The following is a 21,045-nucleotide window of genomic DNA, read 5'->3' on the forward strand; positions in this document are numbered from 1 at the left end:
CCCCCGGCACTCGGATGCCAGGAGTTGTGCTCGTCACTGCCTGGCTCAGCTCGGATGTGTGTTTTTAGAGGTACCCTATAGCGGTCTTTTGCTCTGTGTTAAACTTAAAAACTGGGTGCCTGTCAGATCCGGGCAACCGCCAAAAACCTAGATAGGGGAATAATGGATGAAACTGAAAAACACCTTGGGCGTTGTGATCGCCTCCGTGCTGGCCGCAACTTCCGTGAATGCGCTGGCGCAGGGTCAAGGTGCAGTCGAAACTGAAGTTTTCGCCAAGTACTACAACCCGGACAGCATCCACAACAGCACTGACGGCGCTCTGGTTGGCGCCGGCATCGGTTACTTTCTGACCGACGATGTCTCGCTGAACCTCTCCCACGGTGTCTACCGTGGCCTGGAAGCTGACGTTGGCTTCCCGAGCCAGAAAGACATCGATGGCAGTCTGACCAGCCTGGATGCCACCTATCACTTCGGTCTGCCGGGCGCTCGCAGCCTGCGTCCGTATGCCTCGGTCGGCTTCGCCCACCAGGAACTCGACAACACCTTCCAGCGCGGTCAGAACAAGACCACCATGGCCACAGCCGGTGCCGGCGTGAAGTACTACGTCACCGAAAACGTCGTGCTGCGCAGCGGTGTCGACGCCATGTACGGCCTCGATCACGAGCAGACCGAGTGGATGGCGGGCGTCGGCGTGGGCGTGAACTTCGGTGGTGGCAGCGCCGCTCCGGCTCCGATGCCGGTCGCCGCTCCCGCCCCGGCTCCGGTGTACGAAGCACCGGCCGCTGAGCCGGCCCCTGAGCTGGTGCGCGTCGAGCTGGATGTGAAGTTCGACTTCGACAAGGCCCAGGTCAAGCCGGAGAGCTTCGGTGATATTCAGAACCTCGCCGAGTTCATGAACCAGTTCCCGCAGACCACCACCGTGGTTGAAGGTCACACTGATGCCGTCGGCACTGACGCTTACAACCAGCGTCTGTCCGAGCGTCGTGCAACTGCCGTGCGTCAAGTGCTGGTCAACCAGTACGGCGTGGCTGGTGAGCGCGTCAACGCGGTCGGTTATGGCGAGTCCCGCCCGGTGGCCGACAACGCGACCGAAGCCGGTCGTGCGGTCAACCGCCGCGTAGAGGCCGAGGTCGAGGCGCAGATCGTTCGCTGATCTGCCCAAGGCACGCCGACAATGCCCGCCCCGTGCGGGCATTGTCGTTTCTGCAGCGCAGGCTTTGCCGCGCGCGCCGGCACGTTTGACCTGGCGCGGCTAACCCTCTAACCTTCGCGCCCTGCTTCAGGTGCCCCCCAGCTCACGACTCGGAGGGGTGAAACAGGGAAGCCGGTGCGTCTTGCTTTGCAGACTATTCCGGCGCTGCCCCCGCAACGGTAGGCGAGTCAAGAAATCGCAAGTGGCCACTGTGCTCTGGCATGGGAAGGCGCGGTTTTCGGAGGATTCCACTCGCAAGCCCGGAGACCGGCCTGTCGCATTCACGGTAGCGCGGCGGGCGCTGTCCGCCGGTCGCAGGCCCCTTCGGGTGGCCTGGCCGTCGTCGCATCCGTCGTCTGCCTTCAAGTGGCTCGCGCGGGGAGCGCGACACGGAGAGACTGCGATGCATCATTCTGTATTACCGGCGGCGCTGTTGTGCGCGCTGCCGTCCCTGGCCCTGGCGGCCGATCCCTTGCCCATGCCCTCCCAGCTGATCACGGCCAGCCGGACCGCCCAGAGCCTTGACCGCTCGCTGGCGGCGGTGACTTTGATCGAGCGCGCCGATATCGAGCGCCTGCAGGCCAGTTCCCTGCCGGAACTGCTGCAGCGCGTGCCGGGCGTGACCCTGGCCAACAACGGCGGCCCCGGCAAGACGACCTCGCTGTTCATGCGCGGCAGCAACTCCACTCACGTACTGGTGCTGATCGATGGCATCCGGGTCGGTTCGGCCACCAGCGGCGCCGTGGCGCTGCAAGATTTGCCGGTCGAGCTGATCGAGCGCATCGAGGTGGTGCGCGGCCCCCGTTCGAGTCTCTATGGCTCGGAGGCGATCGGCGGGGTGATCCATATCTTCACCCGGCGTCAGACGGAGTCGGGCGTGCGTCCCTTCCTGGCGCTGGGCGCCGCCAGTCGCGACACCCAGAGCGCCAGTGCCGGGCTTTCGGCCAGCCAGGGTGACCGCTGGTTCAACCTGGGCGTAACGACCAGCGACACCAATGGGATCAATGCCAAGAGCCGCGGCACCAGCGGCTATGAGGATGACCTTGATGGGTATCGCAACCGCTCGGTGTCACTGCGCGCCGGGCAGCGGCTGGCCGAGGGGTTTGAGCTGGAAGGCAGCTTCCTGCAGGCCGATTCACGCAATCACTACGACGCCCTGGGCCGCACCGGCATCAGCGGCCGGGATGCCTATGCGGACGGCCTGCAGCGGGTGGCCGGTCTGACGGCTCGCCTGCAGCCCTTTGAGCCCTGGCAGATCACCCTGCGCGCCGGGCGCAATGAGGATCGCTCGGACGCTTTCCAGGATGCGCGCTTCTTCTCGCGCTTTGCCAGCCAGCGCGACACCCTGAGCTGGCAGAACGATATCCAGCTGGCCGAAGGGCACCTGCTGGTGCTGGGCAGCGACTACCTGCGTGATCAGATCGACAGCAGCACCGCCTACCGTGAGGATCGGCGCGACAACCACGGCTACTTCGCTCAATACCTGGGCAGCTACCAGCGCCACGACTGGCAGTGGGCGTTGCGCCGTGATGTCGATGAGCAGTTCGGCGATCACGAAACCGGCAGTCTCGCCTGGGGCTACACGCTGAACGAGGATCTGCGCGTCTATGCCAGTGCCGGCACCGCCTTCAAGGCGCCGACCTTCAATCAGTTGTATTTCCCGGGGTTTGGCAACCCGCTGCTGGATGCGGAGACCTCGCGCAGCGTCGAAATCGGCCTGGTGGGCCAGCATGACTGGGGGCAGTGGTCGGCCAGCGTCTACCGCACGCAGGTCGAGGAGCTGATCGCCACCGTCACGGTGGCCGGACAGAGCCAGGCGCAGGGCGTCGATGAAGCGCGCCTGCGCGGTCTGGAGCTGAGCCTCTCTAGCCACTGGTTAGGCTGGGATTGGCAGGCCGCCTACGGCTTTGTCGAGGCCGAGAACCGCTCGTCCCGCCGCAGTCGCAGTGGCATCGCCTATCACGGCAAGGACCTCAATCGCCGTCCCGCCCACAGCCTGAATCTGGATCTGGACCGGCGCTTTGGCGCCCTGACGCTAGGTGCCGGGCTGCATGCCCAGAGCCACAGCTATGACGATCTGGAAAACCAGACGCGCCTGTCCGGCTTCGCCACCCTGGATCTGCGCGGTGAATGGCAGTTCAACCCGCAATGGCGCCTGCAGCTCAAGGCCGCCAACCTGCTCAATGCCGACTACCAGACCGCGGCCGGTTTTGAGCAGCCGGCCCAGAGCCTGGCGCTGACCCTGCGCTACCAGGCGCTTTGAATCCCCTCTGCGGGTACCGCCGTACCCGCGCTTTGCAAGGAGTTTGACCATGCTCGACCTTACCCCCCGTCAGCGCCTGGCCGCAGGCCTGGGCCTGGCCGTGCTGTTGGCGGCCACCCGCGGCCAGCACAGCGCGCTGCTCAATCTGCCCAGTGCCTCCTGGGCGGTGTTCTTCCTCGCCGGTGTGCTGCTGCCGGCGCGCTGGAGCTTCCCGGCGCTGTTTCTAGGCGCCGTGGGGCTGGATCTGGCCGCAGTGACCTGGGGCGGGGCCAGCAACCATTGCCTGACTCTGGCCTACTGGATGCTGCTGCCGGCCTACGCCAGCCTGTGGCTGGGCGGGCGGTTGTACGCCCGCTGGCATCAATGGTCGTGGCGTACTCTGCCGGTGCTGGGCGGCTGCCTGCTGGGCTCCAGCCTGCTGGCGCACCTGTGCGCCAGTGGCGGCTTCTACTTCCTCTCCGGGCGCTTTGCCGAGCCGGATCTGGCCGGCCTGCTGACGCGCATCGCCACCTACTACCCCGGCTCGCTGCAGGTGCTGGTCGGTTACGTCGCCGCCGCTGGCCTCCTGCTCGGCCTGGCCCGTAGCCTGCAACGCCCGGCACTGGAGGTGCGCGCATGAGCGAGGATCTGGCCCGCGATGAGCGCCATCGCGCACGCATGCAGCGCAAGAAAGCGCTGATCGATCAGAAGATTGCCGAAGCACAGGACGAGTACGGCCTGCTGCTGGTGCACACCGGCAATGGCAAGGGCAAAAGCAGTTCGGCGTTCGGCATGGTGGCCCGTGCGCTGGGTCATGGCCTGCGGGTAGGGGTGGTGCAGTTCATCAAGGGCGCCGCCAGCACCGGTGAAGAGGCCTTTTTCCGCCGCTTCCCCGAGGAGGTCAGCTATCACGTGATGGGCGAGGGCTTCACCTGGGAAACCCAGGATCGCCAGCGTGATATCGCCAAGGCCCAGGAAGCCTGGGCAGTGGCGCGCAGCCTGCTGGCTGATCCGCAGATCGCTCTGGTAGTACTCGATGAGCTGAACATTGCCCTCAAGTACGGCTACCTCGAAGTGGACACGGTACTGGCAGACATCGAATCGCGCCCGCTGCTGCAGCATGTGGTGGTGACCGGGCGGGGTGCGCCGGAGGCGCTGATTGCCGCCGCGGACACAGTGACCGAGATGGGCCTGATCAAGCACGCCTTCAAAGCCGGGGTGAAGGCGCAGAAAGGGGTGGAGTTCTGATGACCGAGACCCTGCGCTCGCCCACGCCGGCGGCTGAGCCCTCCCAGACGCGCCGCTGCCCGGCGCTGCTGATCGCCGCACCCGCCTCGGGGCAGGGCAAGACCACGGTGACCGCGGCGCTGGCCCGCCATTACCGCAACCAGGGCTTGCGGGTCCGGGTCTTCAAGTGTGGCCCGGACTTTCTCGACCCGATGATTCTGGAGCGGGCCTGTGGCGCGCCGGTCTATCCGCTGGATCTGTGGATGGTCGGTGAGGAGGAGTGTCGGCGGCGCCTCTGGCAGGCGGCGGGTGAGGCGGATCTGCTCCTGATCGAGGGGGTGATGGGGCTGTTTGACGGCAGCCCGTCGGCGGCGGATCTGGCGCGGCGCTTTGGCGTGCCGGTGCTGGCAGTCATCGACGGTTCAGCGATGGCGCAGACCTTTGCCGCCATCGCCCACGGGCTGGCCAGCTATCAGGCGGATCTGCCGTTTGCCGGGGTGCTGGCCAACCGGGTTGGCAGCACCCGCCACGGCGAAATTCTCAAGACCAGTCTGGCCGGCGCACAGCACTGGTTCGGCGCGCTGCCGCGCGAGGCGGCGATCAGCCTGCCGAGCCGGCATCTGGGGCTGGTGCAGGCCGGGGAGCTGGCGGATCTGGAGGCGCGGCTGGAGGCGGCGGCCGCGCTGCTGGCGCAGAGCATCGAGGCGGCGCTGCCGCCGGCGGTAGACTTTGAGCCCGCTGCGCCGCTGGACTGCCCGCGCCTGCTGGAGGGGGTGCGCATCGGCGTGGCGCGGGATGCGGCCTTTGCCTTTGTCTATCCGGCCAATCTGGATCTGTTGCGTGAGCTGGGGGCGCAGCTTCATTTCTTCTCGCCGCTGGTGGATCACCAGCTGCCGGAGGTTGACAGCCTGTACCTGCCGGGCGGCTATCCTGAATTGCACCTGGCCGCGCTGGAGCGCAACCACGGGATGCGCGAGGCGATCCGCGCGCATCATGTACAGGGCAAGCCGATCCTTGCCGAGTGTGGCGGCATGCTCTACCTGCTGGAGAGCTTGAGCGATGTAGCGGGCCAGCGTGGGCAGATGCTCGGCCTGCTGCCCGGTGAGGCGCAGATGCAGCCCAAGCTGGTCACCCTGGCCATGCAGGCGGTCAGCCTGCCGGAGGGTGTGCTGCGTGGGCACAGCTACCACCATTCGCAGATGAGTTGCCCGCTGACGCCGGTGAGCTTTGGCGAATGCCCCAACTACCGGCGCACCCGCGAGCCGCTCTATCAGGTCGGCCGTCTGACGGCCAGTTACGTGCATTTCTACCTGCCCTCGGCGCCGCGCGCGGCGGCGGCGCTGCTGGCCCCTTGACCCCTGGATGGAGCGCCTGATGTCCCGGTCTACCTGTAATCTCCTGCCGGCTGACGGCTGTGCATCGCGCGCAGCCTCGGAGGGCGCGGTACCGTGCCCTCCGGATCAGCACGCGCACGCCTTCAGCCCCGCCGAGCGCGCTGCGGTCTACCGGGCGATTGCCGAGCGCCGTGACATGCGCCATTTCAGCGGCGGCACGGTGGACCCGCAGCTGCTGACGCGCCTGTTGACGGCCGCCCACCAGGCCCCGAGCGTCGGCCTGATGCAACCCTGGCGCTTTATCCGCATCCGCGAGGCGGCGCTGCGTCAGCAGATTGCGCAACTGGTCGAGGCCGAGCGCCAGGCCACCGCTCAGGCCTTGGGCGCGCGCGGTGAGGCGTTCATGGCCTTGAAGGTCGATGGCATTCTCGACTGCGCGGAGCTGCTGGTTGCCGTACTGCCGTCCGGGCGTGAGCAGCATGTGTTCGGGCGCCGCACCTTGCCGCAGATGGATCTGGCCTCGCTGTCCTGCGCGATCCAGAACCTCTGGCTGGCCGCCCGCGCCGAGGGGCTGGGCATGGGCTGGGTGTCGCTGTTCGAGCCGCAGGCGCTGGCCGAACTGCTGCGCCTGCCGGAGGGCGCGGAGCCGGTGGCGATCCTCTGCCTCGGGCCGGTGGCGCACTTTTATTCCCGGCCGATGCTGGTCGAGGAAAACTGGTGCGAGGAGCGCCCACTGGCCGAGTTGCTGTTCGATGACTACTGGGGGCAGCCGGCATGAGTCTGGGGTTGTCGATGCTGGCGGCGGTGCTGCTGGATGCCCTGTGTGGCGAGCCGCGCCGCTATCACCCGCTGGTCGGGTTCGGACGGCTGGCCAATGCGCTGGAGGCCTGGGGGAATCGTGAGGGCTCTGGCCGTCGCTGGCAGGGGCTGATGGCCTGGGCACTGGCGGTATTGCCGCTGACGCTGCTGGCGGCGCTCTTGGCCAGCCTGCCGCTGATCGGCGGGCTGCTGGAGATCCTTGCCCTGTACGCCGCGCTGGGGCTGCGCAGCCTGCATGAGCACGCCAGGCCGATCGCGGCCGCGCTGCGCGCCGGGGATCTGCCGGCGGCGCAGCAGGCGCTGTCGATGATCGTCAGCCGCGACACCCAGGTGCTGGATGCCGAGGGCGTGGCCCGTGGAGCGACCGAATCGGTGCTGGAAAACAGCAGTGATGCGGTGTTTGCCGCGCTGTTCTGGTTTGCATTGGCCGGGGCGCCCGGAGTGGTGCTCTATCGGCTGGCCAATACGCTGGATGCCATGTGGGGCTATCGCACCGCGCGTTTTGAACGCTTTGGCTGGGCCGCCGCGCGGCTGGATGATCTGCTCAATTACCTGCCAGCCCGCCTGACGGCACTGAGCTGGGCGCTGCTCGGCCAGACCCACCAGGCGCTGAACTGCTGGCGCCGTCAGGCAGGGCAGTGCGCCAGCCCGAACGGTGGGCCGGTGATGGCTGCCGGTGCCGGGGCGCTTGGCGTGCAGCTGGGCGGGGCGGCCTGTTATCACGGGCAATGGCAGGCACGGCCAGTGCTGGGCTGCGGGCAGCCGGCCAGCGCGCAGAGCATCGAGGCGGCGCTGGCACTGCTGCGCCGCGGTGTGCTGCTGTGGTTGCTGCTGATCCTGCTGGGGGGCTGGCTGTATGGCTGAGGGTTTGCTCGAACACGGCGGCCGCCTCAAGGCCGCAGCCCGTCACTATGGGATTGCCGAGGCGGATTGGCTGGACCTTTCCACCGGCATTGCGCCGATCCCCTGGCCGCTGCCGCCCTTGCCGGAGAGTGCCTGGGCGCGCCTGCCAGAAGAGGGCGATGCGCTCGCCGCACTGGCAGCCCGCTGTTACGGCGCGCAGCACGCCCTGCCGGTGGCGGGCAGTCAGGCGGCCATTCAGGCGCTGCCGCTGCTCTGGCCGCGGGCGCGGGTAGCGGTGCTGACGCCCTGTTATGCCGAACACGCCGCCGCCTGGCAGCGGGCCGGACATGCGCTGCAGCCCGTGTCTGCCGAGGCGATCGAGGCGCAGCTGGAGCAGCAGGATGTGCTGGTGCTGGCCAACCCGAATAACCCCACGGGGATGCGTTTTAGCGCGGATCAGCTGCTCGCCTGGCACGCCCGCCTTGCGGCGCGTGGCGGGCTGCTGCTGGTGGATGAGGCGTTCATGGATTGCAGCGCGGCGCAAAGCATCGCCGCCCATGCCCATCAGCCGGGGCTGGTGGTGCTGCGATCATTCGGCAAGTTCTTTGGGTTGGCCGGAGTGCGGCTGGGTTTTGTGCTGGCTGAGCCGGCGCTGCTGGCGCGTCTGCAGCAGCACCTCGGCCCCTGGACGGTCAGCGGGCCGGCGCGGCTGATCGGCTGTGCGGCGCTGGCGCCTGACGCGGCGGCGGCGCGTGCCAGCCGTGCCGCGCAGCTGGAGGCGGATGGCGCGCGTCTGGCCGCTCTGCTGCGCCGGCTGGGCTTGCCGCCGTGCGGGGGCACCGCGCTGTTTCAATGGCTGCGCCATCCCGAGGCGAGCGCCCTGCATGAGGCACTGGCCCAGCGCGGCATTCTGGTGCGTCTATTTAGCGATCCGCCCAGTCTGCGTATTGGTCTGCCGGGCGACGCCGCCGGCTGGGCGCGGCTGGAGCAGGCACTGACCGACATTTTACAGACAGGAGTTCGGCGATGAGCACTCTGATGGTGCAGGGCACCACTTCCGATGCCGGCAAGAGCACGCTGGTCACCGCCTTGTGCCGCTGGCTGCGCCGTCAGGGTGTGGCGGTGGTCCCCTTCAAGCCGCAGAACATGGCCCTGAACAGCGCCGTCACCGCCGACGGTGGCGAGATCGGCCGTGCCCAGGCGGTTCAGGCTCAGGCCGCTGGCCTGGCTCCGCACACCGACATGAACCCGGTACTGCTCAAGCCCAACAGTGACACCGGCGCGCAGGTGATCATCCATGGCCGCGCCATCGACTGCATGAGCGCGGTGCGTTACCACGACTACAAGCGCATCGCCCTTAAGGCGGTGCTCGAGTCGCACCAGCGGCTGGAGGCGCAGTATGCGGTGGTGATGGTCGAGGGCGCCGGCTCGCCCGCGGAGATCAACTTGCGCGATCGGGATATTGCCAACATGGGCTTTGCCGAGGCGGTCGATTGCCCGGTGATCCTGATTGCCGATATCGACAAGGGCGGGGTCTTTGCCCATCTGGTCGGCACCCTGGCCCTGCTGTCGCCCTCCGAGCAGGCACGGGTCAAGGGCTTTGTGATCAACCGCTTCCGTGGTGATCTGGCCCTGCTGCAACCCGGGCTGGACTGGCTGGAGCAGTATACCGGCAAGCCGGTGCTGGGCGTGCTGCCGTACCTGCACGACCTGCACCTGGAGGCCGAGGATGCCATCGACATCCGCCAGGTGAGCAAGGATGCCGAGCGCCTGAAGGTGGTGGTGCCGGTGCTGCCACGGATCAGCAACCACACCGACTTTGATCCGCTGCGCCTGCATCCGCAGGTCGAGCTGACCTTCGTCAAGGCCGGCCAGCCCTTGCCGGCGGCGGATCTGATCATCCTGCCCGGCTCCAAGAGTGTGCGGGCGGATCTGGCCTTCTTCCGCGAGCAGGGCTGGGCGGCGGCGCTGATGCGTCATTTGCGCTACGGCGGGCGGGTGCTGGGCATTTGCGGCGGCCTGCAGATGCTCGGTGAGTGGATCGACGATCCGCTGGGGCTGGAGGGGCCGCCCGGGCGCAGCGCTGGGCTGGGGCTGCTGGCGCTGGCGAGTGAGCTCAAGGCCGACAAGCAGCTGCATCAGGTCCGCGGTCGGCTGCTGGCCAGCGCTGCGGCGATCAGCGGTTATGAGATCCACGCCGGCATCAGCCAAGGGCCGGCGCTGCAGCAGGCGCTGGTGCAACTGGAAGATGGCCGCCTCGACGGCGCTGTGAGCGCCGATGGGCAGGTCATCGCCACCTACCTGCACGGCCTGTTCGAAACACCCGCCGCCTGTGATGCGCTGCTGCGCTGGGCGGGGCTTGCGCGGGTGAGCAGCCCGGATTACCACGCCCTGCGTGAGCGCGACATCGAGCGGCTGGCGGATCTGGTCGAGCAGCATCTGGATACCGCGGCGCTGCGCTCACTCTGCGGGCTTAAAAATGAGAGCGGGCGCGCCTGAGCAGGGCATCCGTGCGCGGCCTGCCGTTGCCAGCCCCGTGCGGATTTGTGGGTACGCCCGATGGCTCAAGCGCCTGCAGGTTCGGCGCCGTTGCGGCACAATGCGCGCCTTTGTGACCAGAAGGGGCCGTTGCCCATGCTTGAGCTGATTCTAGGGGGCGCCCGTTCGGGCAAGAGCCGCCTGGCAGAACGACTGGCCTGCGAATCGGGGCTGGCCGTGACCTACATCGCCACCGCCACGGCGGGCGATGCGGAAATGAGCGCGCGGATTGCCCATCACCGCGCGCGCCGCCCCGCCGACTGGGCGCTGATCGAGGAGCCGCTGGCTTTGATGTCGGTCCTGCGTGCAGAAGCGGCGGCCGATCGCTGCCTGCTGGTCGATTGCCTGACCCTGTGGCTGAGCAATCTGCTGTGGATGGAAGAGGGCGCACATCTGGAGCGCGAGCGTGATGCGCTGCTGGCCGGAATCCAGGCGCTGCCCGGGCGCATCCTGCTGGTCAGCAATGAAAGCGGGCTGGGTGTTGTGCCGCTGGGTGAGCTGACCCGCCGTTATGTCGATGAAGCCGGCTGGCTGCATCAGGCGCTGGCCGAGCGCGCTGATCGGGTTCAGCTGTGTGTGGCGGGGCTGCCGCTGCTGCTTAAAGGGGAGAAGGTGTGAGCGAATACTGGTGGCAAACGGCGGTGCAGCCGCTGGATCACGTGGCCCGCTACAAGGCCGAACAGCATCAGCAGCAGCTGACCAAACCGCGTGGCGCACTGGGGCGTCTGGAGGTGCTGGCCATCCAGCTGGCGGCGCTGCAGGGGCGCACCTGCCCAAGGCTTGAGCGGGTCTGGATCGGGGTCTTTGCCGGGGATCATGGCGTGGCGGCTGAGGGCGTGTCGGCTTACCCCCAGGCGGTCACCCGGCAGATGCTGGCCAACTTCGTCAATGGCGGGGCGGCGATCAGCGTGCTGGCCCGCCAGCTGTCTGCGCAGCTGGAGGTGGTGGACGTCGGCACGCTCGGCGACACCCCGCCACCGGCCGGGGTGCTCGATCAGCGCATCGCCGCCGGTACCGCCAACTTCACCCATGCGCCAGCGATGAGCCTTGAGCAGTGCCTGGCGGCGCTGGAAGCCGGGCGTGCCAGTGCCCTGCGTGCGCTGGAGGACCATGCGGCGCTGTATATCGGTGGCGAGATGGGGATCGGCAATACCACCGCCGCCGCGGCGCTGGGCTGCGCGCTGCTGGATCTGCCGGCACTGGCCCTGACCGGCCCGGGTACCGGGCTTGCACCTGAGCAGGTGCGCCACAAGCAGCAGGTCATCGAGACCGCGCTGCAGCAGCATCTGGCTGAATGCACCTCGCCGCTGGAGGCGCTGCGCCGCCTCGGCGGCTTCGAGCTGGCGGCGCTGTGCGGTGCCTTTATCGCCTGCGCCCAGCAAGGGCTGCCGGTGCTGGTGGATGGCTTCATCACCACGGTGGCGGCACTGTGCGCTGTGCGCCTCAACCCCCACTGCCGCGCCTGGCTGCTGTTTGGCCACCGCTCGGCCGAACCCGGTCACGACGTGCTGCTGCAGGCGCTGCAGGCCGAGCCTTTGCTGGATCTGAACCTTCGCCTGGGCGAGGGCAGTGGTGCGGCGCTGGCGGTACCCCTGCTGCAGATGGCTTGCCTGCTGCACGGCGGGATGGCGACCTTTGCCGAGGCGCGGATCAGCGAGGGCGGCGCATGATCCTCGACCTGCTGCGTCACGGCGAAACCGAGCACGGCGGCGGCCTGCGCGGGCGCATCGACGATGCCCTGACCGAGCAAGGCTGGGCGCAGATGCACGCCGCGGTGGCCGAGCCCATGCCCTGGCAGGCGATCATCAGCTCGCCGCTGCAGCGCTGCGCCGCGTTCGCGCAGGCGCTGGCCGAGCGCCTTGCACTGCCGCTGACCCTTGAAGCCGATCTGCGCGAGCTGGACTTTGGCGACTGGGACGGGTGCAGCGCCGCCGAGCTGATGACGCGGGACGCCGAGGGGCTGGGGCGCTTCTGGGCCGATCCCTATGCCTTCACGCCGCCCGGCGGCGAGCCGCTGATCGATTTCGAAGCCCGGGTGCTGGATGCCGTGGCGCGCCTGCAACAGGCCTTCGCCGGCCGCCACCTGCTGCTGGTGACCCACGGTGGCGTGATGCGTCTGCTGCTGGCCCGTGCGGCCTGTCTGCCGCGTCAGGATCTGCTGCAGGTCGAGGTCGGGCATGGCGCGCTGCGCCGCCTGCAGGTGGCCGCCGCAGACGGCGCGCTGGACCTTCGAGCGCTGTCGCTTGCCTGAGCGGCTGATCTACTTCTCTAACGCCCCGAGCTTGCCGATGAAGACCCTGCTGCCGCTGCTGATCGCCCTGCAATTTCTCACCCGTATCCCGATCCGCTTGCCGGGTATGCCCGCGCCGGCCGAGCTTGGCCGCTCGCTGCTCTGCTACCCGCTGGTCGGGGCGCTGCTGGGCGGCGGGCTGGCGCTGCTCGCCGTGCTGCTGGCCGAGACTTTCGCCCCGCTGGCGGCCGCCTTGCTGCTGGCGGTGTGGGTGCTGGCCAGCGGCGCCCTGCACCTGGACGGGCTGGCCGACACGGTGGATGCCTGGGTGGGCGGCTATGGCGATCGGGCGCGCACCCTGGCGCTCATGAAGGATCCAGCCAGCGGGCCGATGGCGGTGGCGGCGCTGATTCTCTTGCTACTGCTTAAATTCACCGCGCTCTGGGCGCTGCTATTGCGTGGCGAGGTGCTGGCGCTGCTGCTGGCGGCGCTGCTGGCGCGCGGTGCGGTGCTGCTGCTGTTCTGGGGCACCCCGTATGTGCGGGCCGGTGGGCTGGGCAGTGTCATGGCCGAGCAGCTGCCGCGCCGCCCGGCGCTCTGGGTGCTGGCTCTGGTGGCGCTGACGGTGCTACTCGCTGGGCGCAGTGGCGCGCTGGCGCTGGCGAGCACATTGGTGGTGTTCGTGCTGTGCCGCCGCGCGCTGCTGCGCCGTCTGGGCGGCACGACCGGCGATACCGCCGGGGCACTGCTGGAGCTGGTCGAATGCAGCGTGCTGGTGGTGCTGGCGCTGGCCGGATAGGTGATTGCCGCGCGTGGGGCGTTGTGCCACGCTGCGATCCCAGTGTTTGCGTCGTACCGGGCAGCGTGCCCGCCGGGCGGGTCGCATGGAGCAACAGCGGCAGCAGCGGCATGGGTTTTGCTTGGTCACCTTATCGTTCTGGCTCGCAGGAGGCCCGCCGTGTCGATCCATGTCGCACTGCATCATCTCACCCATTACCGCTACGACCGCCCCGTACACCTCGGGCCGCAGATCATCCGCCTGCGCCCGGCGCCCCACAGTCGAACCCGGATCCTCTCCTACGCCCTCAAGGTGCAGCCTGAGGGGCACTTCATCAACTGGCAGCAGGACCCGCAGGGCAACTACCTGGCCCGTCTGGTGTTCCCGGAGAAGACCCGCGAGTTCCGGGTCGAGGTCGATCTGGTCGCCGAAATGGCGGTATTCAACCCCTTCGACTTCTTCCTCGAGCCCTACGCCGAGCAGATTCCCTTCATCTACACCGACGGCGAGCAGCGCGAGCTGGCGCCTTACCGGGTGACCCTGCCGGCGACGTCGCATCTTGCCGAGTACCTGGCCGGGATCGACCGCACTCCGACCCCGAGCGTCAACTTTCTGGTCGATCTCAACCAGCGCCTGTCCCGCGATATCGACTACCTGATCCGCCTCGAACCCGGCGTGCAGACCCCGGAGGAAACCCTGACCAAGCGCTCCGGCTCCTGCCGGGATTCGGCCTGGTTGCTGGTGCAGCTGCTGCGCCATCTGGGGCTGGCGGCGCGCTTTGTTTCCGGTTACCTGATCCAGCTGACCGCCGATGTCAAAGCCCTCGACGGCCCTTCCGGCACCGAGACCGACTTCACCGACCTGCACGCCTGGTGCGAAGTCTACCTGCCGGGTGCCGGCTGGATCGGTCTGGACCCGACCTCGGGGCTGTTTGCCGGCGAGGGGCATATCCCGGTCGCCTGCAGCCCCGAGCCGTCCTCGGCGGCGCCGATCAGCGGCGGGGTGGACCCGTGTGAATGCGACTTCAGCCACCACATGCAGGTCGAGCGCATCTGGGAAGCGCCGCGGGTCACCCTGCCGTACAGCGACGCGCAGTGGCAGGCGATCAATGCGCTGGGTGAGCAGGTCGATGCCGACCTGCGCGAGGCCGATGTGCGCCTGACCATGGGCGGTGAGCCGACCTTCATCGCCATCGATTACCCCGATGACGAGGAGTGGAATACCGCAGCCCTCGGCCCGAACAAGCGCCGACTGGCGGCGGAGCTGTACCACCGCTTGCGCGATCATTACGCCCCGCAGGCGCTGGTGCATTTTGGTCAGGGCAAGTGGTATCCGGGCGAGCAGCTGCCGCGCTGGTCCCTCAACTGCTTCTGGCGCCGCGACGGCGAGCCCGTCTGGCAGGATCGTCGCCTGATTGCCGATGAGCAGCAGCATTACGGTGCGGATGCGGCGCTGGCCGAGCGTTTTCTGGAGACGCTAGCCTGCCGGCTGGGCCTGAGTGAGGCCTCTGTATTCCCCGCCTTCGAGGACTGGCTGTATTACCTGTGGCGCGAGCGCCGTCTGCCCGGCAACGTCACGGTGGAGGATGCGTGCCTGGCTGATCCGCTGGAGCGCAAGCGGCTGCGCCGGGTATTCGAGCGTGGCCTTGATCAGGTGGTCGGTCATATCCTGCCGCTGGCGCGCAGTGCCGATGGCCAGCGCTGGCAGAGCGGTTCCTGGTTCCTGCGCGATGAGCAGTGCCGGTTGATTCCCGGTGACTCGCCGCTCGGCTATCGCCTGCCGCTGGACTCGCAGCCCTGGGTCAGTGCCAGCGATTACCCCTATGTGCAGGCGGCGGACCCTAACCAGAGCTTCCCGCCGCTGCCGGGCTATCGGCAGATCCGCCAGCAGCCGCGCCCCGCGGCGGGCCCTACCCAAGAGACGCCACGGGGTGTCAGCGCCTCGCAGCCAGCACCCGCCTTGTTCGAATCGGCGGCGCAGATCGTGCGCACGGCGCTGTGCGCCGAGCCGCGGGACGGCAAGCTGTACCTGTTCATGCCGCCGCTCGCAGCGCTGGAGGACTATCTGGCGCTGGTTGCCGCCATCGAGGCCACCGCTGTCGAGCTGGACTGCCCGGTGCTGCTGGAAGGCTACGAGCCGCCGGCCGATCCGCGGCTGGCGCATTTTCGCGTCACCCCTGATCCTGGGGTCATTGAGGTCAACATTCACCCGGCGGCCAGCTGGAGCGAGCTGGTCGAGCGCACCGAGTTCCTCTACGAGGCGGCTCGCCTGACCCGGCTGTCCTCGGAGAAGTTCATGATCGATGGCCGCCACACCGGCACCGGCGGCGGCAACCACTTTGTGCTGGGCGGGGCGACGCCTGCAGATTCACCGTTCCTGCGCCGTCCGGATCTGCTGCGCAGCCTGATCAGCTACTGGCACAACCACCCCTCGCTGTCCTACCTGTTCAGCGGCCTGTTCATCGGCCCGACCTCCCAGGCACCAAGGGTCGATGAGGCGCGCAACGATGCCCTCTATGAGCTGGAAATCGCCTTCGCGCAGATGCCCGCGCCCGGCAGCGACTGCCCGCCCTGGCTGGTGGACCGGTTGCTGCGCAATTTGCTGGTCGATGTCACCGGCAATACCCACCGTGCCGAGTTTTGCATCGACAAGCTGTACTCGCCGGACTCGGCCAGCGGGCGCCTCGGCCTGCTGGAGCTGCGTGCCTTCGAGATGCCGCCCCATGCGCGGATGAGCCTCGCCCAGCAGGTGCTGCTGCGCGCGCTGATTGCCCGCTTCTGGAAGGAGCCCTATCAGCCGCAGCGGCTGGTGCGTTGGGGCACTGAGCTGCATGACCGCTTCCTGCTGCCGCATTTTGTGCGTCAGGACTTTGAAGATGTGCTGCATGAGCTGAATGCCGCGGGCTACGCGCTGCGTGCCGAGTGGTTCGCGCCGCACTTCGAGTTCCGCTTCCCCAAGGTCGGCGATTTCGCCACGGCCGGCATCCATCTGGAGCTGCGTCAGGCGCTGGAGCCCTGGCATGTGCTGGGCGAGGAGGGCTCGGCGGGCGGTACGGTGCGTTATGTCGACTCGTCGCTGGAGCGTCTGCAGGTGAGCGTCACCGGGCTTGCGGCGGATCGGTATGTGCTGACCTGTAACGGCGTGCCGGTGCCGCTGACCCCGACCGGGACGGTCGGTGAGTTCGTCGCTGGGGTCCGCTACCGCGCCTGGCAGCCGGCTTCCTGCCTGCAGCCGACCATCGGCGTGCATGCGCCGCTGGTGTTCGATCTGGTCGATACCTGGATGGCGCGCTCGCTGGGCGGTTGCCAGTATCATGTCGCGCATCCTGGCGGGCGCAATTACGCGGCCCTGCCGGTCAATGCCTACGAGGCCGAAAGTCGCCGGCTGGCGCGCTTCTTCCGCATCGGCCATACGCCGGGCCGGGTGCAGGCCGAGGCCGCGTCGGTCAACCGCGAACTGCCGATGACGCTGGATCTGCGTCGCCACTAAGACGGTGGGCTGCGCCTTCGGGCGCAGCCTATGTCTGGTCATCCGTTGTCGAGTCCCCCATGTCCCATCTGTTGAGCGACTATCCCCGCGAGGCTGCGGGCCACCACGAGCTGTTCGATGCCGAGGGCCGGATACGCACGCACTGGCAGGCACTGCTGGCGCCGCTGCAGCGCTGCACGCGCGAGCAGCTGCAGCAGCGTCAGGCGCTGCTGAACCGGCAGATCCGCGAAAACGGCATCACCTACAACGTGTATGCTGACCCGGACGGCGCGGACCGGCCCTGGCAGCTTGATCTGTTGCCGCAGCTGATTCCGGCCGAGGAGTGGGAGCCGCTGGCGTCTGCGGTGGCGCAGCGTGCGCGCCTGCTCAATGCCTTGCTGGCCGATATCTACGGCGAGCAGCGGCTGATTGCCGAGGGCCTGTTGCCGGCAGATCTGGTCTATGGGCATAACCATTACCTGTGGCCCTGTCAGGGCATCACCCCGCCCGGTGGCACCTGGCTGCATGTCTATGCGGTGGATCTGGTGCGGGGCAGCGATGGGCGCTGGTGGGCCACCGCCGATCGTACCCAGGCGCCGACCGGTGCCGGGTATGCACTGGAAAACCGCCACCTGATTGCCCGCGCCTACCCCGAGCTGTACCGCGACCTGCGCGTACAGCATCTGGCCGGCTATTTCCGTACCCTGCAGCAGACCCTGGCCGCCCAGGCGCCGGCAGCTCCGGGAGAAACCCCGCTGGTGGTGCTGCTGACACCCGGGCGTTTCCACCCCAGTTACTTCGAGCACCTGTTCCTCGCCCGCCAGCTGGGCTATCCGCTGGTGGAGGGCAGCGACCTGACGGTGCGAGATGCCAGCGTGTACCTCAAGACCCTCGGCGGGCTCAAGCGCGTGCATGCGGTGTTGCGGCGTCTGGATGATGAGTTCTGTGATTCCCTGGAGCTGCGCAGCGACTCGGTGCTGGGCGTGCCCGGCCTGCTGGAAGCGGTGCGCCAGGGGCGGGTGCTGGTGGCCAATGCGCTGGGCAGCGGGGTGCTGGAGTCACCGGGCTTGCCGGGATTCTTGCCGGTGATCTGCCAGCAGTTGCTGGGCGAGCCGCTGCAATTGCCCTCGATTGCCAGCTGGTGGTGTGGCGAGCCGCCGGTCTTCGAGCAGGCGTTGCAGCGCCTGCCGGAGCTGGTGATCCGCGGCACCTTCCCCTCGCAGCGCTTTACCCCGCAGTTCGGTCCGCAGTTGGACAAGGCAGAGCTGGAGTCCCTGCGCGAGCGGATCTGCCAGCGGCCCTATGCCTATGTCGCCCATGAGCGACCACAATTGTCACTGGCGCCGGTCTGGCGTGAAGGTGAGGGCCGCCTGGCGGCGCGGCCCATCACCATGCGTGTCTTTGCCGTAGCCGGCCCGGACGGTTACCGAGTGATGCCGGGTGCCCTGACCCGCACAGCGCCCGAAACGGCCAACGCGCCGCTGTCGATGACCCACGGCGGGGTGAGCAAGGACACCTGGGTGCTGGGGCCTCGCCAGCACGGCGAGCCGTGGACGCCACTGACCCGCACCCTGGGCGCCGCCGATATCGTGCGCCGTGACCCGTATCTGCCCTCGCGGATGGTCGAGAACCTGTTCTGGTTCGGCCGCTACTGTGAGCGCTGCGAATACAGCGCACGGCTGTTGCGCATCCTGATCGACCGCTATGTCGATGACGATGACCCGCGCGCCCTCTACAGCGCGTTGGCGGTGGCCCAGCGCCTGCAGCTGCTCCCCGAGGCGGGCGAGCGCGATACGCTGGGCGAGCGTCTGCAGCGGGCAGTGACTGACCCGCAGTGGGGCTTTAGCCTGCGCAGCAACCTCGACAACCTGCACTGGTCCGCGACCAGCGTGCGCGGCAAGCTGTCCGGCGAGAACTGGCAGGCGCTGCTGCAGCTCAATCGCGACGTACAGGCCCTGGACAGCGGCGCCGATCCGGGCGAGCTGCTGGCGTTTCTCGATGCCTTGCTGATGGCTCTGGCAGCGCAGTCCGGCTTTGCTCTCGACGACATGACTCGCGATGACGGCTGGCGTTTTCTGATGATCGGCCGGCGCATCGAGCGCCTGCAGATGCTCAGCGACAGCATCGTCGCCTTCCTCGATGACCTGGCCCTGTATGACGCCAGCGCCCTGAACTGGCTGCTGGAGCTGGGCAACAGCAGCATCACCTACCGCACCCGCTACCTGGCCGCGGCGCAGGCGATCCCGGTGCTTGATCTCTTGCTGATCGATGAATACAACCCGCATGCCGTGCGCTTCCAGCTGCGCATGCTGCAGCGCTCATTGGATGCGCTGGAGGATCTGGACGGCATTACCGCACCGGCGGCCCTACAGGCGCTGGAGCAGCAACTGGCGGCCTTCGATCTAGGGCAGCTGGAAGCGCCGCAAGGCACGGAGACAGCGCTGGCGCTGGCGACGCTGCTGGAAGAGATCACCGCCTGCGCCGGACAGCTCTCCGATCAGCTGGGCCTGCACTTCTTTGTGCATGTCGATGCCAGCCAGCAGACACAGTCGACCTGAGAGGCCCCCGCACATGACCCAGAGCGCCCGTTATCTGGTGCTGCACGACACTCACTATCACTACACCGCACCGGTGTCGCTGGCCCAGCAGCTCGCCCACCTGTGGCCGCGTGAATGCGCCTGGCAGCGCTGTCATGCGCGCAGCCTGCAGGTCAGTCCCGAGCCGACCCGGCGCCGTGACGAGCTGGATGTATTCGGCAATCCCCTGACCCGTCTGGCCTTCGAGCGTCCGCACGATGAGCTGATCGTGCGCGCCCGGCTGGATCTCGAGGTGCTGGCGCGTCCGGCAGTGGATCTGGCCGCCTCGCCCCCCTGGGAGCGGGTCTGTGACCAGCTGGCCTACAGCGGGCGCCATCTGGACCCTCAGGCGCTGGAGGCGGCGCGCTATCGTTTCGAGTCGCCCTATGTGCACATCAAGCAGGTGTTCGCGGACTGGGCTGCCGCGTGCTTCACTCCCGGACGCCCGCTGCTGGAGGCCGTGCAGGCGCTGATGACCCAGCTGTTCACCGAGTTTACCTATGACGCCGCCGCCACCTCGGTCTACACCCCGCTGGTCGAGGTGCTTGAGCAGCGCCGCGGCGTCTGTCAGGACTTCGCGCACCTGATGCTGGCCAGCCTGCGCGCTCGCGGGCTGGCGGCGCGTTATGTCAGCGGCTACCTGCTCACCGAGCCGCCGCCCGGACAGGCGCGACTGATCGGCGCCGATGCCTCCCACGCCTGGCTGGCGGTCTGGTGCCCCGCACAGGGCTGGGTGGACTTTGACCCGACCAACAACCTGATTGCCGGCACGGAGCACATCACCCTGGCCTGGGGGCGCGATTTCAGTGACGTCACGCCGCTGCGCGGAGTGATTCTGGGCGGCGGCAATCATGACCCGCAGGTGCGGGTCACTGTGATGCCTCATGACGAGGCGCTGCGTCGTAGCTTGTGAAGGCGGATAGCTGGCTGTGCAAGCTGGGAGAGGCATATTGGGTCGTACAATGTCCCAGCAGGACCGCGCCGTGAGTGCCTGCTGTTCAATACCCGTCGACTATTGAGGCCTGAAAAATGAACCCCACACATGACATTCGCTGGCATCAGCGTCTGCAAAATTTCCAGCGCGCCTTTGCTGAGCTGGATGAAGCAGTTGCCCTGAGCCATGCCCGCGGGCTGTCCAAGCTGGAAGAGCAGGGGCTGATTCAGGCCTTCGAGTACACCTACGAACTGGCCTGGAACAGCATCAAGGATTTTTATCAGAACCAAGGTGAAACCGGTATTCAGGGCAGTCGGGATGCTATCCGTCTGGCATTCGAGCGCGGTCTCATCGAGGATGGCGAGCAGTGGCTGGCGATGATCAAGAGCCGCACGCTCACTTCTCATACCTACAACCGTGAAACTGCGCGTTTGATCGCTGATCAGGTGCTGAATTGCTACCACGCCTTGTTAAAAGCCCTTCTGGCGAGCCTGGAGCAACAGCGTGACAGGGACTGAGCGATTGGGCGGCTTGCCATCCGACATTGCACGGCAGATACAGACTGAGCTGAGCCGTCACTCGCAGGTCCGCCAGGCGATCCTGTTTGGCTCCCGCGCCATGGGCACACATCGGCGTAACTCGGATATCGATCTATGCCTGGATGCACCAGACATGCCGTTTGCTGAGTTTCTGCAACTGGCCGCGATACTGGATGAGCAGGTGTTGCCCTACGGCCTGGACCTGGTGCTGAAGCATCACATCGACAATCCCGCCTTTCTGGAGCACATCCAGCGGGTTGGCGTGGTGGTGTATAGCCGAGTTTCTGCTGTTTCCGCTTCGTAACGCGCCCCAATTACGGTGCTG

General features: G+C 67.5%; 18 protein-coding genes and 1 riboswitch. All 18 genes read left to right on the forward strand.

All coding sequences use genetic code 11. The annotated features are described in order from the left end of the window. Nucleotides 1-166 precede the first annotated feature (166 nt). The 18 genes from MXC11_RS07280 to MXC11_RS07365 all read left to right on the forward strand — a co-directional run bounded on the left by MXC11_RS07280 (nucleotide 167) and on the right by MXC11_RS07365 (nucleotide 21,024). Complete coding sequence (locus MXC11_RS07280; protein WP_250007104.1) at nucleotides 167-1,153, forward strand: OmpA family protein; 987 nt, start codon at nucleotides 167-169, stop codon at nucleotides 1,151-1,153. A gap of 111 nt (nucleotides 1,154-1,264) precedes the next feature. Further along, a riboswitch (cobalamin riboswitch) is annotated at nucleotides 1,265-1,482 on the forward strand. Between the two features lie 113 nt (nucleotides 1,483-1,595). After that, nucleotides 1,596-3,455, forward strand: coding sequence for a TonB-dependent vitamin B12 receptor (btuB, locus tag MXC11_RS07285; protein ID WP_250007106.1), 1,860 nt, complete (start codon nucleotides 1,596-1,598; stop codon nucleotides 3,453-3,455). Nucleotides 3,456-3,504: 49 nt separating this feature from the next. Continuing rightward, complete coding sequence (locus MXC11_RS07290) at nucleotides 3,505-4,074, forward strand: hypothetical protein (RefSeq protein WP_250007108.1); 570 nt, start codon at nucleotides 3,505-3,507, stop codon at nucleotides 4,072-4,074. Then, entirely contained in the window at nucleotides 4,071-4,682 is a 612-nt protein-coding gene (gene cobO, locus MXC11_RS07295; RefSeq protein ID WP_250007110.1) for a cob(I)yrinic acid a,c-diamide adenosyltransferase, read from the forward strand. Before MXC11_RS07290 ends, cobO begins: the two co-directional genes overlap by 4 nt. Continuing rightward, complete coding sequence (locus MXC11_RS07300) at nucleotides 4,682-6,016, forward strand: cobyrinate a,c-diamide synthase (RefSeq protein ID WP_250007112.1); 1,335 nt, start codon at nucleotides 4,682-4,684, stop codon at nucleotides 6,014-6,016. Before cobO ends, MXC11_RS07300 begins: the two co-directional genes overlap by 1 nt. A 19-nt stretch (nucleotides 6,017-6,035) precedes the next feature. Beyond that, nucleotides 6,036-6,773 (forward strand): 5,6-dimethylbenzimidazole synthase, encoded by a 738-nt coding sequence (gene bluB / locus MXC11_RS07305; RefSeq protein WP_250007114.1) that lies wholly within the window; start codon nucleotides 6,036-6,038, stop codon nucleotides 6,771-6,773. Next, a complete protein-coding gene (cbiB, locus tag MXC11_RS07310; protein ID WP_250007116.1) occupies nucleotides 6,770-7,678 on the forward strand; it encodes an adenosylcobinamide-phosphate synthase CbiB in 909 nt (302 codons plus the stop codon). Before bluB ends, cbiB begins: the two co-directional genes overlap by 4 nt. A 4-nt stretch (nucleotides 7,679-7,682) precedes the next feature. Further along, nucleotides 7,683-8,687 carry a threonine-phosphate decarboxylase CobD gene (cobD, locus tag MXC11_RS07315; RefSeq protein ID WP_250007242.1) on the forward strand — a complete coding sequence of 335 codons (1,005 nt, stop codon included), beginning with the start codon at nucleotides 7,683-7,685 and terminating at the stop codon, nucleotides 8,685-8,687. Then, on the forward strand, nucleotides 8,684-10,156 hold the full coding sequence (locus MXC11_RS07320; RefSeq protein WP_250007118.1) for a cobyric acid synthase: 1,473 nt from the start codon (nucleotides 8,684-8,686) through the stop codon (nucleotides 10,154-10,156). The genes cobD and MXC11_RS07320 overlap by 4 nt, the downstream gene beginning before the upstream one ends. A gap of 135 nt (nucleotides 10,157-10,291) precedes the next feature. Beyond that, on the forward strand, nucleotides 10,292-10,813 hold the full coding sequence (gene cobU, locus MXC11_RS07325) for a bifunctional adenosylcobinamide kinase/adenosylcobinamide-phosphate guanylyltransferase (RefSeq protein ID WP_250007121.1): 522 nt from the start codon (nucleotides 10,292-10,294) through the stop codon (nucleotides 10,811-10,813). After that, nucleotides 10,810-11,865: a nicotinate-nucleotide--dimethylbenzimidazole phosphoribosyltransferase gene (gene cobT / locus MXC11_RS07330; protein WP_250007124.1), complete on the forward strand. Its 1,056-nt coding sequence runs from the start codon at nucleotides 10,810-10,812 to the stop codon at nucleotides 11,863-11,865. The genes cobU and cobT overlap by 4 nt, the downstream gene beginning before the upstream one ends. Then, nucleotides 11,862-12,446, forward strand: coding sequence for an alpha-ribazole phosphatase family protein (gene cobC, locus MXC11_RS07335; RefSeq protein ID WP_250007126.1), 585 nt, complete (start codon nucleotides 11,862-11,864; stop codon nucleotides 12,444-12,446). The genes cobT and cobC overlap by 4 nt, the downstream gene beginning before the upstream one ends. A 46-nt stretch (nucleotides 12,447-12,492) precedes the next feature. After that, nucleotides 12,493-13,224 carry an adenosylcobinamide-GDP ribazoletransferase gene (locus tag MXC11_RS07340; protein WP_250007244.1) on the forward strand — a complete coding sequence of 244 codons (732 nt, stop codon included), beginning with the start codon at nucleotides 12,493-12,495 and terminating at the stop codon, nucleotides 13,222-13,224. A 159-nt stretch (nucleotides 13,225-13,383) separates the two neighbouring features. After that, entirely contained in the window at nucleotides 13,384-16,692 is a 3,309-nt protein-coding gene (locus tag MXC11_RS07345) for a transglutaminase family protein (protein WP_250007128.1), read from the forward strand. A gap of 59 nt (nucleotides 16,693-16,751) precedes the next feature. Continuing rightward, complete coding sequence (locus MXC11_RS07350) at nucleotides 16,752-19,229, forward strand: circularly permuted type 2 ATP-grasp protein (protein WP_250007130.1); 2,478 nt, start codon at nucleotides 16,752-16,754, stop codon at nucleotides 19,227-19,229. A gap of 13 nt (nucleotides 19,230-19,242) precedes the next feature. Further along, complete coding sequence (locus MXC11_RS07355) at nucleotides 19,243-20,160, forward strand: transglutaminase family protein (protein WP_250007132.1); 918 nt, start codon at nucleotides 19,243-19,245, stop codon at nucleotides 20,158-20,160. 116 nt (nucleotides 20,161-20,276) lie between these two features. Beyond that, nucleotides 20,277-20,699, forward strand: coding sequence for a nucleotidyltransferase substrate binding protein (locus MXC11_RS07360; protein WP_250007134.1), 423 nt, complete (start codon nucleotides 20,277-20,279; stop codon nucleotides 20,697-20,699). Continuing rightward, nucleotides 20,686-21,024 carry a nucleotidyltransferase family protein gene (locus MXC11_RS07365; RefSeq protein WP_250007136.1) on the forward strand — a complete coding sequence of 113 codons (339 nt, stop codon included), beginning with the start codon at nucleotides 20,686-20,688 and terminating at the stop codon, nucleotides 21,022-21,024. Before MXC11_RS07360 ends, MXC11_RS07365 begins: the two co-directional genes overlap by 14 nt. Nucleotides 21,025-21,045 lie beyond the last annotated feature (21 nt).

This window comes from Pseudomonas eutrophicaquae (assembly GCF_023544715.1).
GTDB lineage: Bacteria > Pseudomonadota > Gammaproteobacteria > Pseudomonadales > Pseudomonadaceae > Geopseudomonas.

Bases quoted from the DNA above. Each gene is read 5' to 3' on its own strand.
- MXC11_RS07280 (WP_250007104.1), top strand. From the start codon at position 167: ATGAAACTGAAAAACACCTTGGGCGTTGTGATCGCCTCCGTGCTGGCC.
- btuB (WP_250007106.1), top strand. From the start codon at position 1,596: ATGCATCATTCTGTATTACCGGCGGCGCTGTTGTGCGCGCTGCCGTCC.
- MXC11_RS07290 (WP_250007108.1), top strand. From the start codon at position 3,505: ATGCTCGACCTTACCCCCCGTCAGCGCCTGGCCGCAGGCCTGGGCCTG.
- cobO (WP_250007110.1), top strand. From the start codon at position 4,071: ATGAGCGAGGATCTGGCCCGCGATGAGCGCCATCGCGCACGCATGCAG.
- MXC11_RS07300 (WP_250007112.1), top strand. From the start codon at position 4,682: ATGACCGAGACCCTGCGCTCGCCCACGCCGGCGGCTGAGCCCTCCCAG.
- bluB (WP_250007114.1), top strand. From the start codon at position 6,036: ATGTCCCGGTCTACCTGTAATCTCCTGCCGGCTGACGGCTGTGCATCG.
- cbiB (WP_250007116.1), top strand. From the start codon at position 6,770: ATGAGTCTGGGGTTGTCGATGCTGGCGGCGGTGCTGCTGGATGCCCTG.
- MXC11_RS07320 (WP_250007118.1), top strand. From the start codon at position 8,684: ATGAGCACTCTGATGGTGCAGGGCACCACTTCCGATGCCGGCAAGAGC.
- cobU (WP_250007121.1), top strand. From the start codon at position 10,292: ATGCTTGAGCTGATTCTAGGGGGCGCCCGTTCGGGCAAGAGCCGCCTG.
- cobC (WP_250007126.1), top strand. From the start codon at position 11,862: ATGATCCTCGACCTGCTGCGTCACGGCGAAACCGAGCACGGCGGCGGC.
- MXC11_RS07350 (WP_250007130.1), top strand. From the start codon at position 16,752: ATGTCCCATCTGTTGAGCGACTATCCCCGCGAGGCTGCGGGCCACCAC.
- MXC11_RS07355 (WP_250007132.1), top strand. From the start codon at position 19,243: ATGACCCAGAGCGCCCGTTATCTGGTGCTGCACGACACTCACTATCAC.
- MXC11_RS07360 (WP_250007134.1), top strand. From the start codon at position 20,277: ATGAACCCCACACATGACATTCGCTGGCATCAGCGTCTGCAAAATTTC.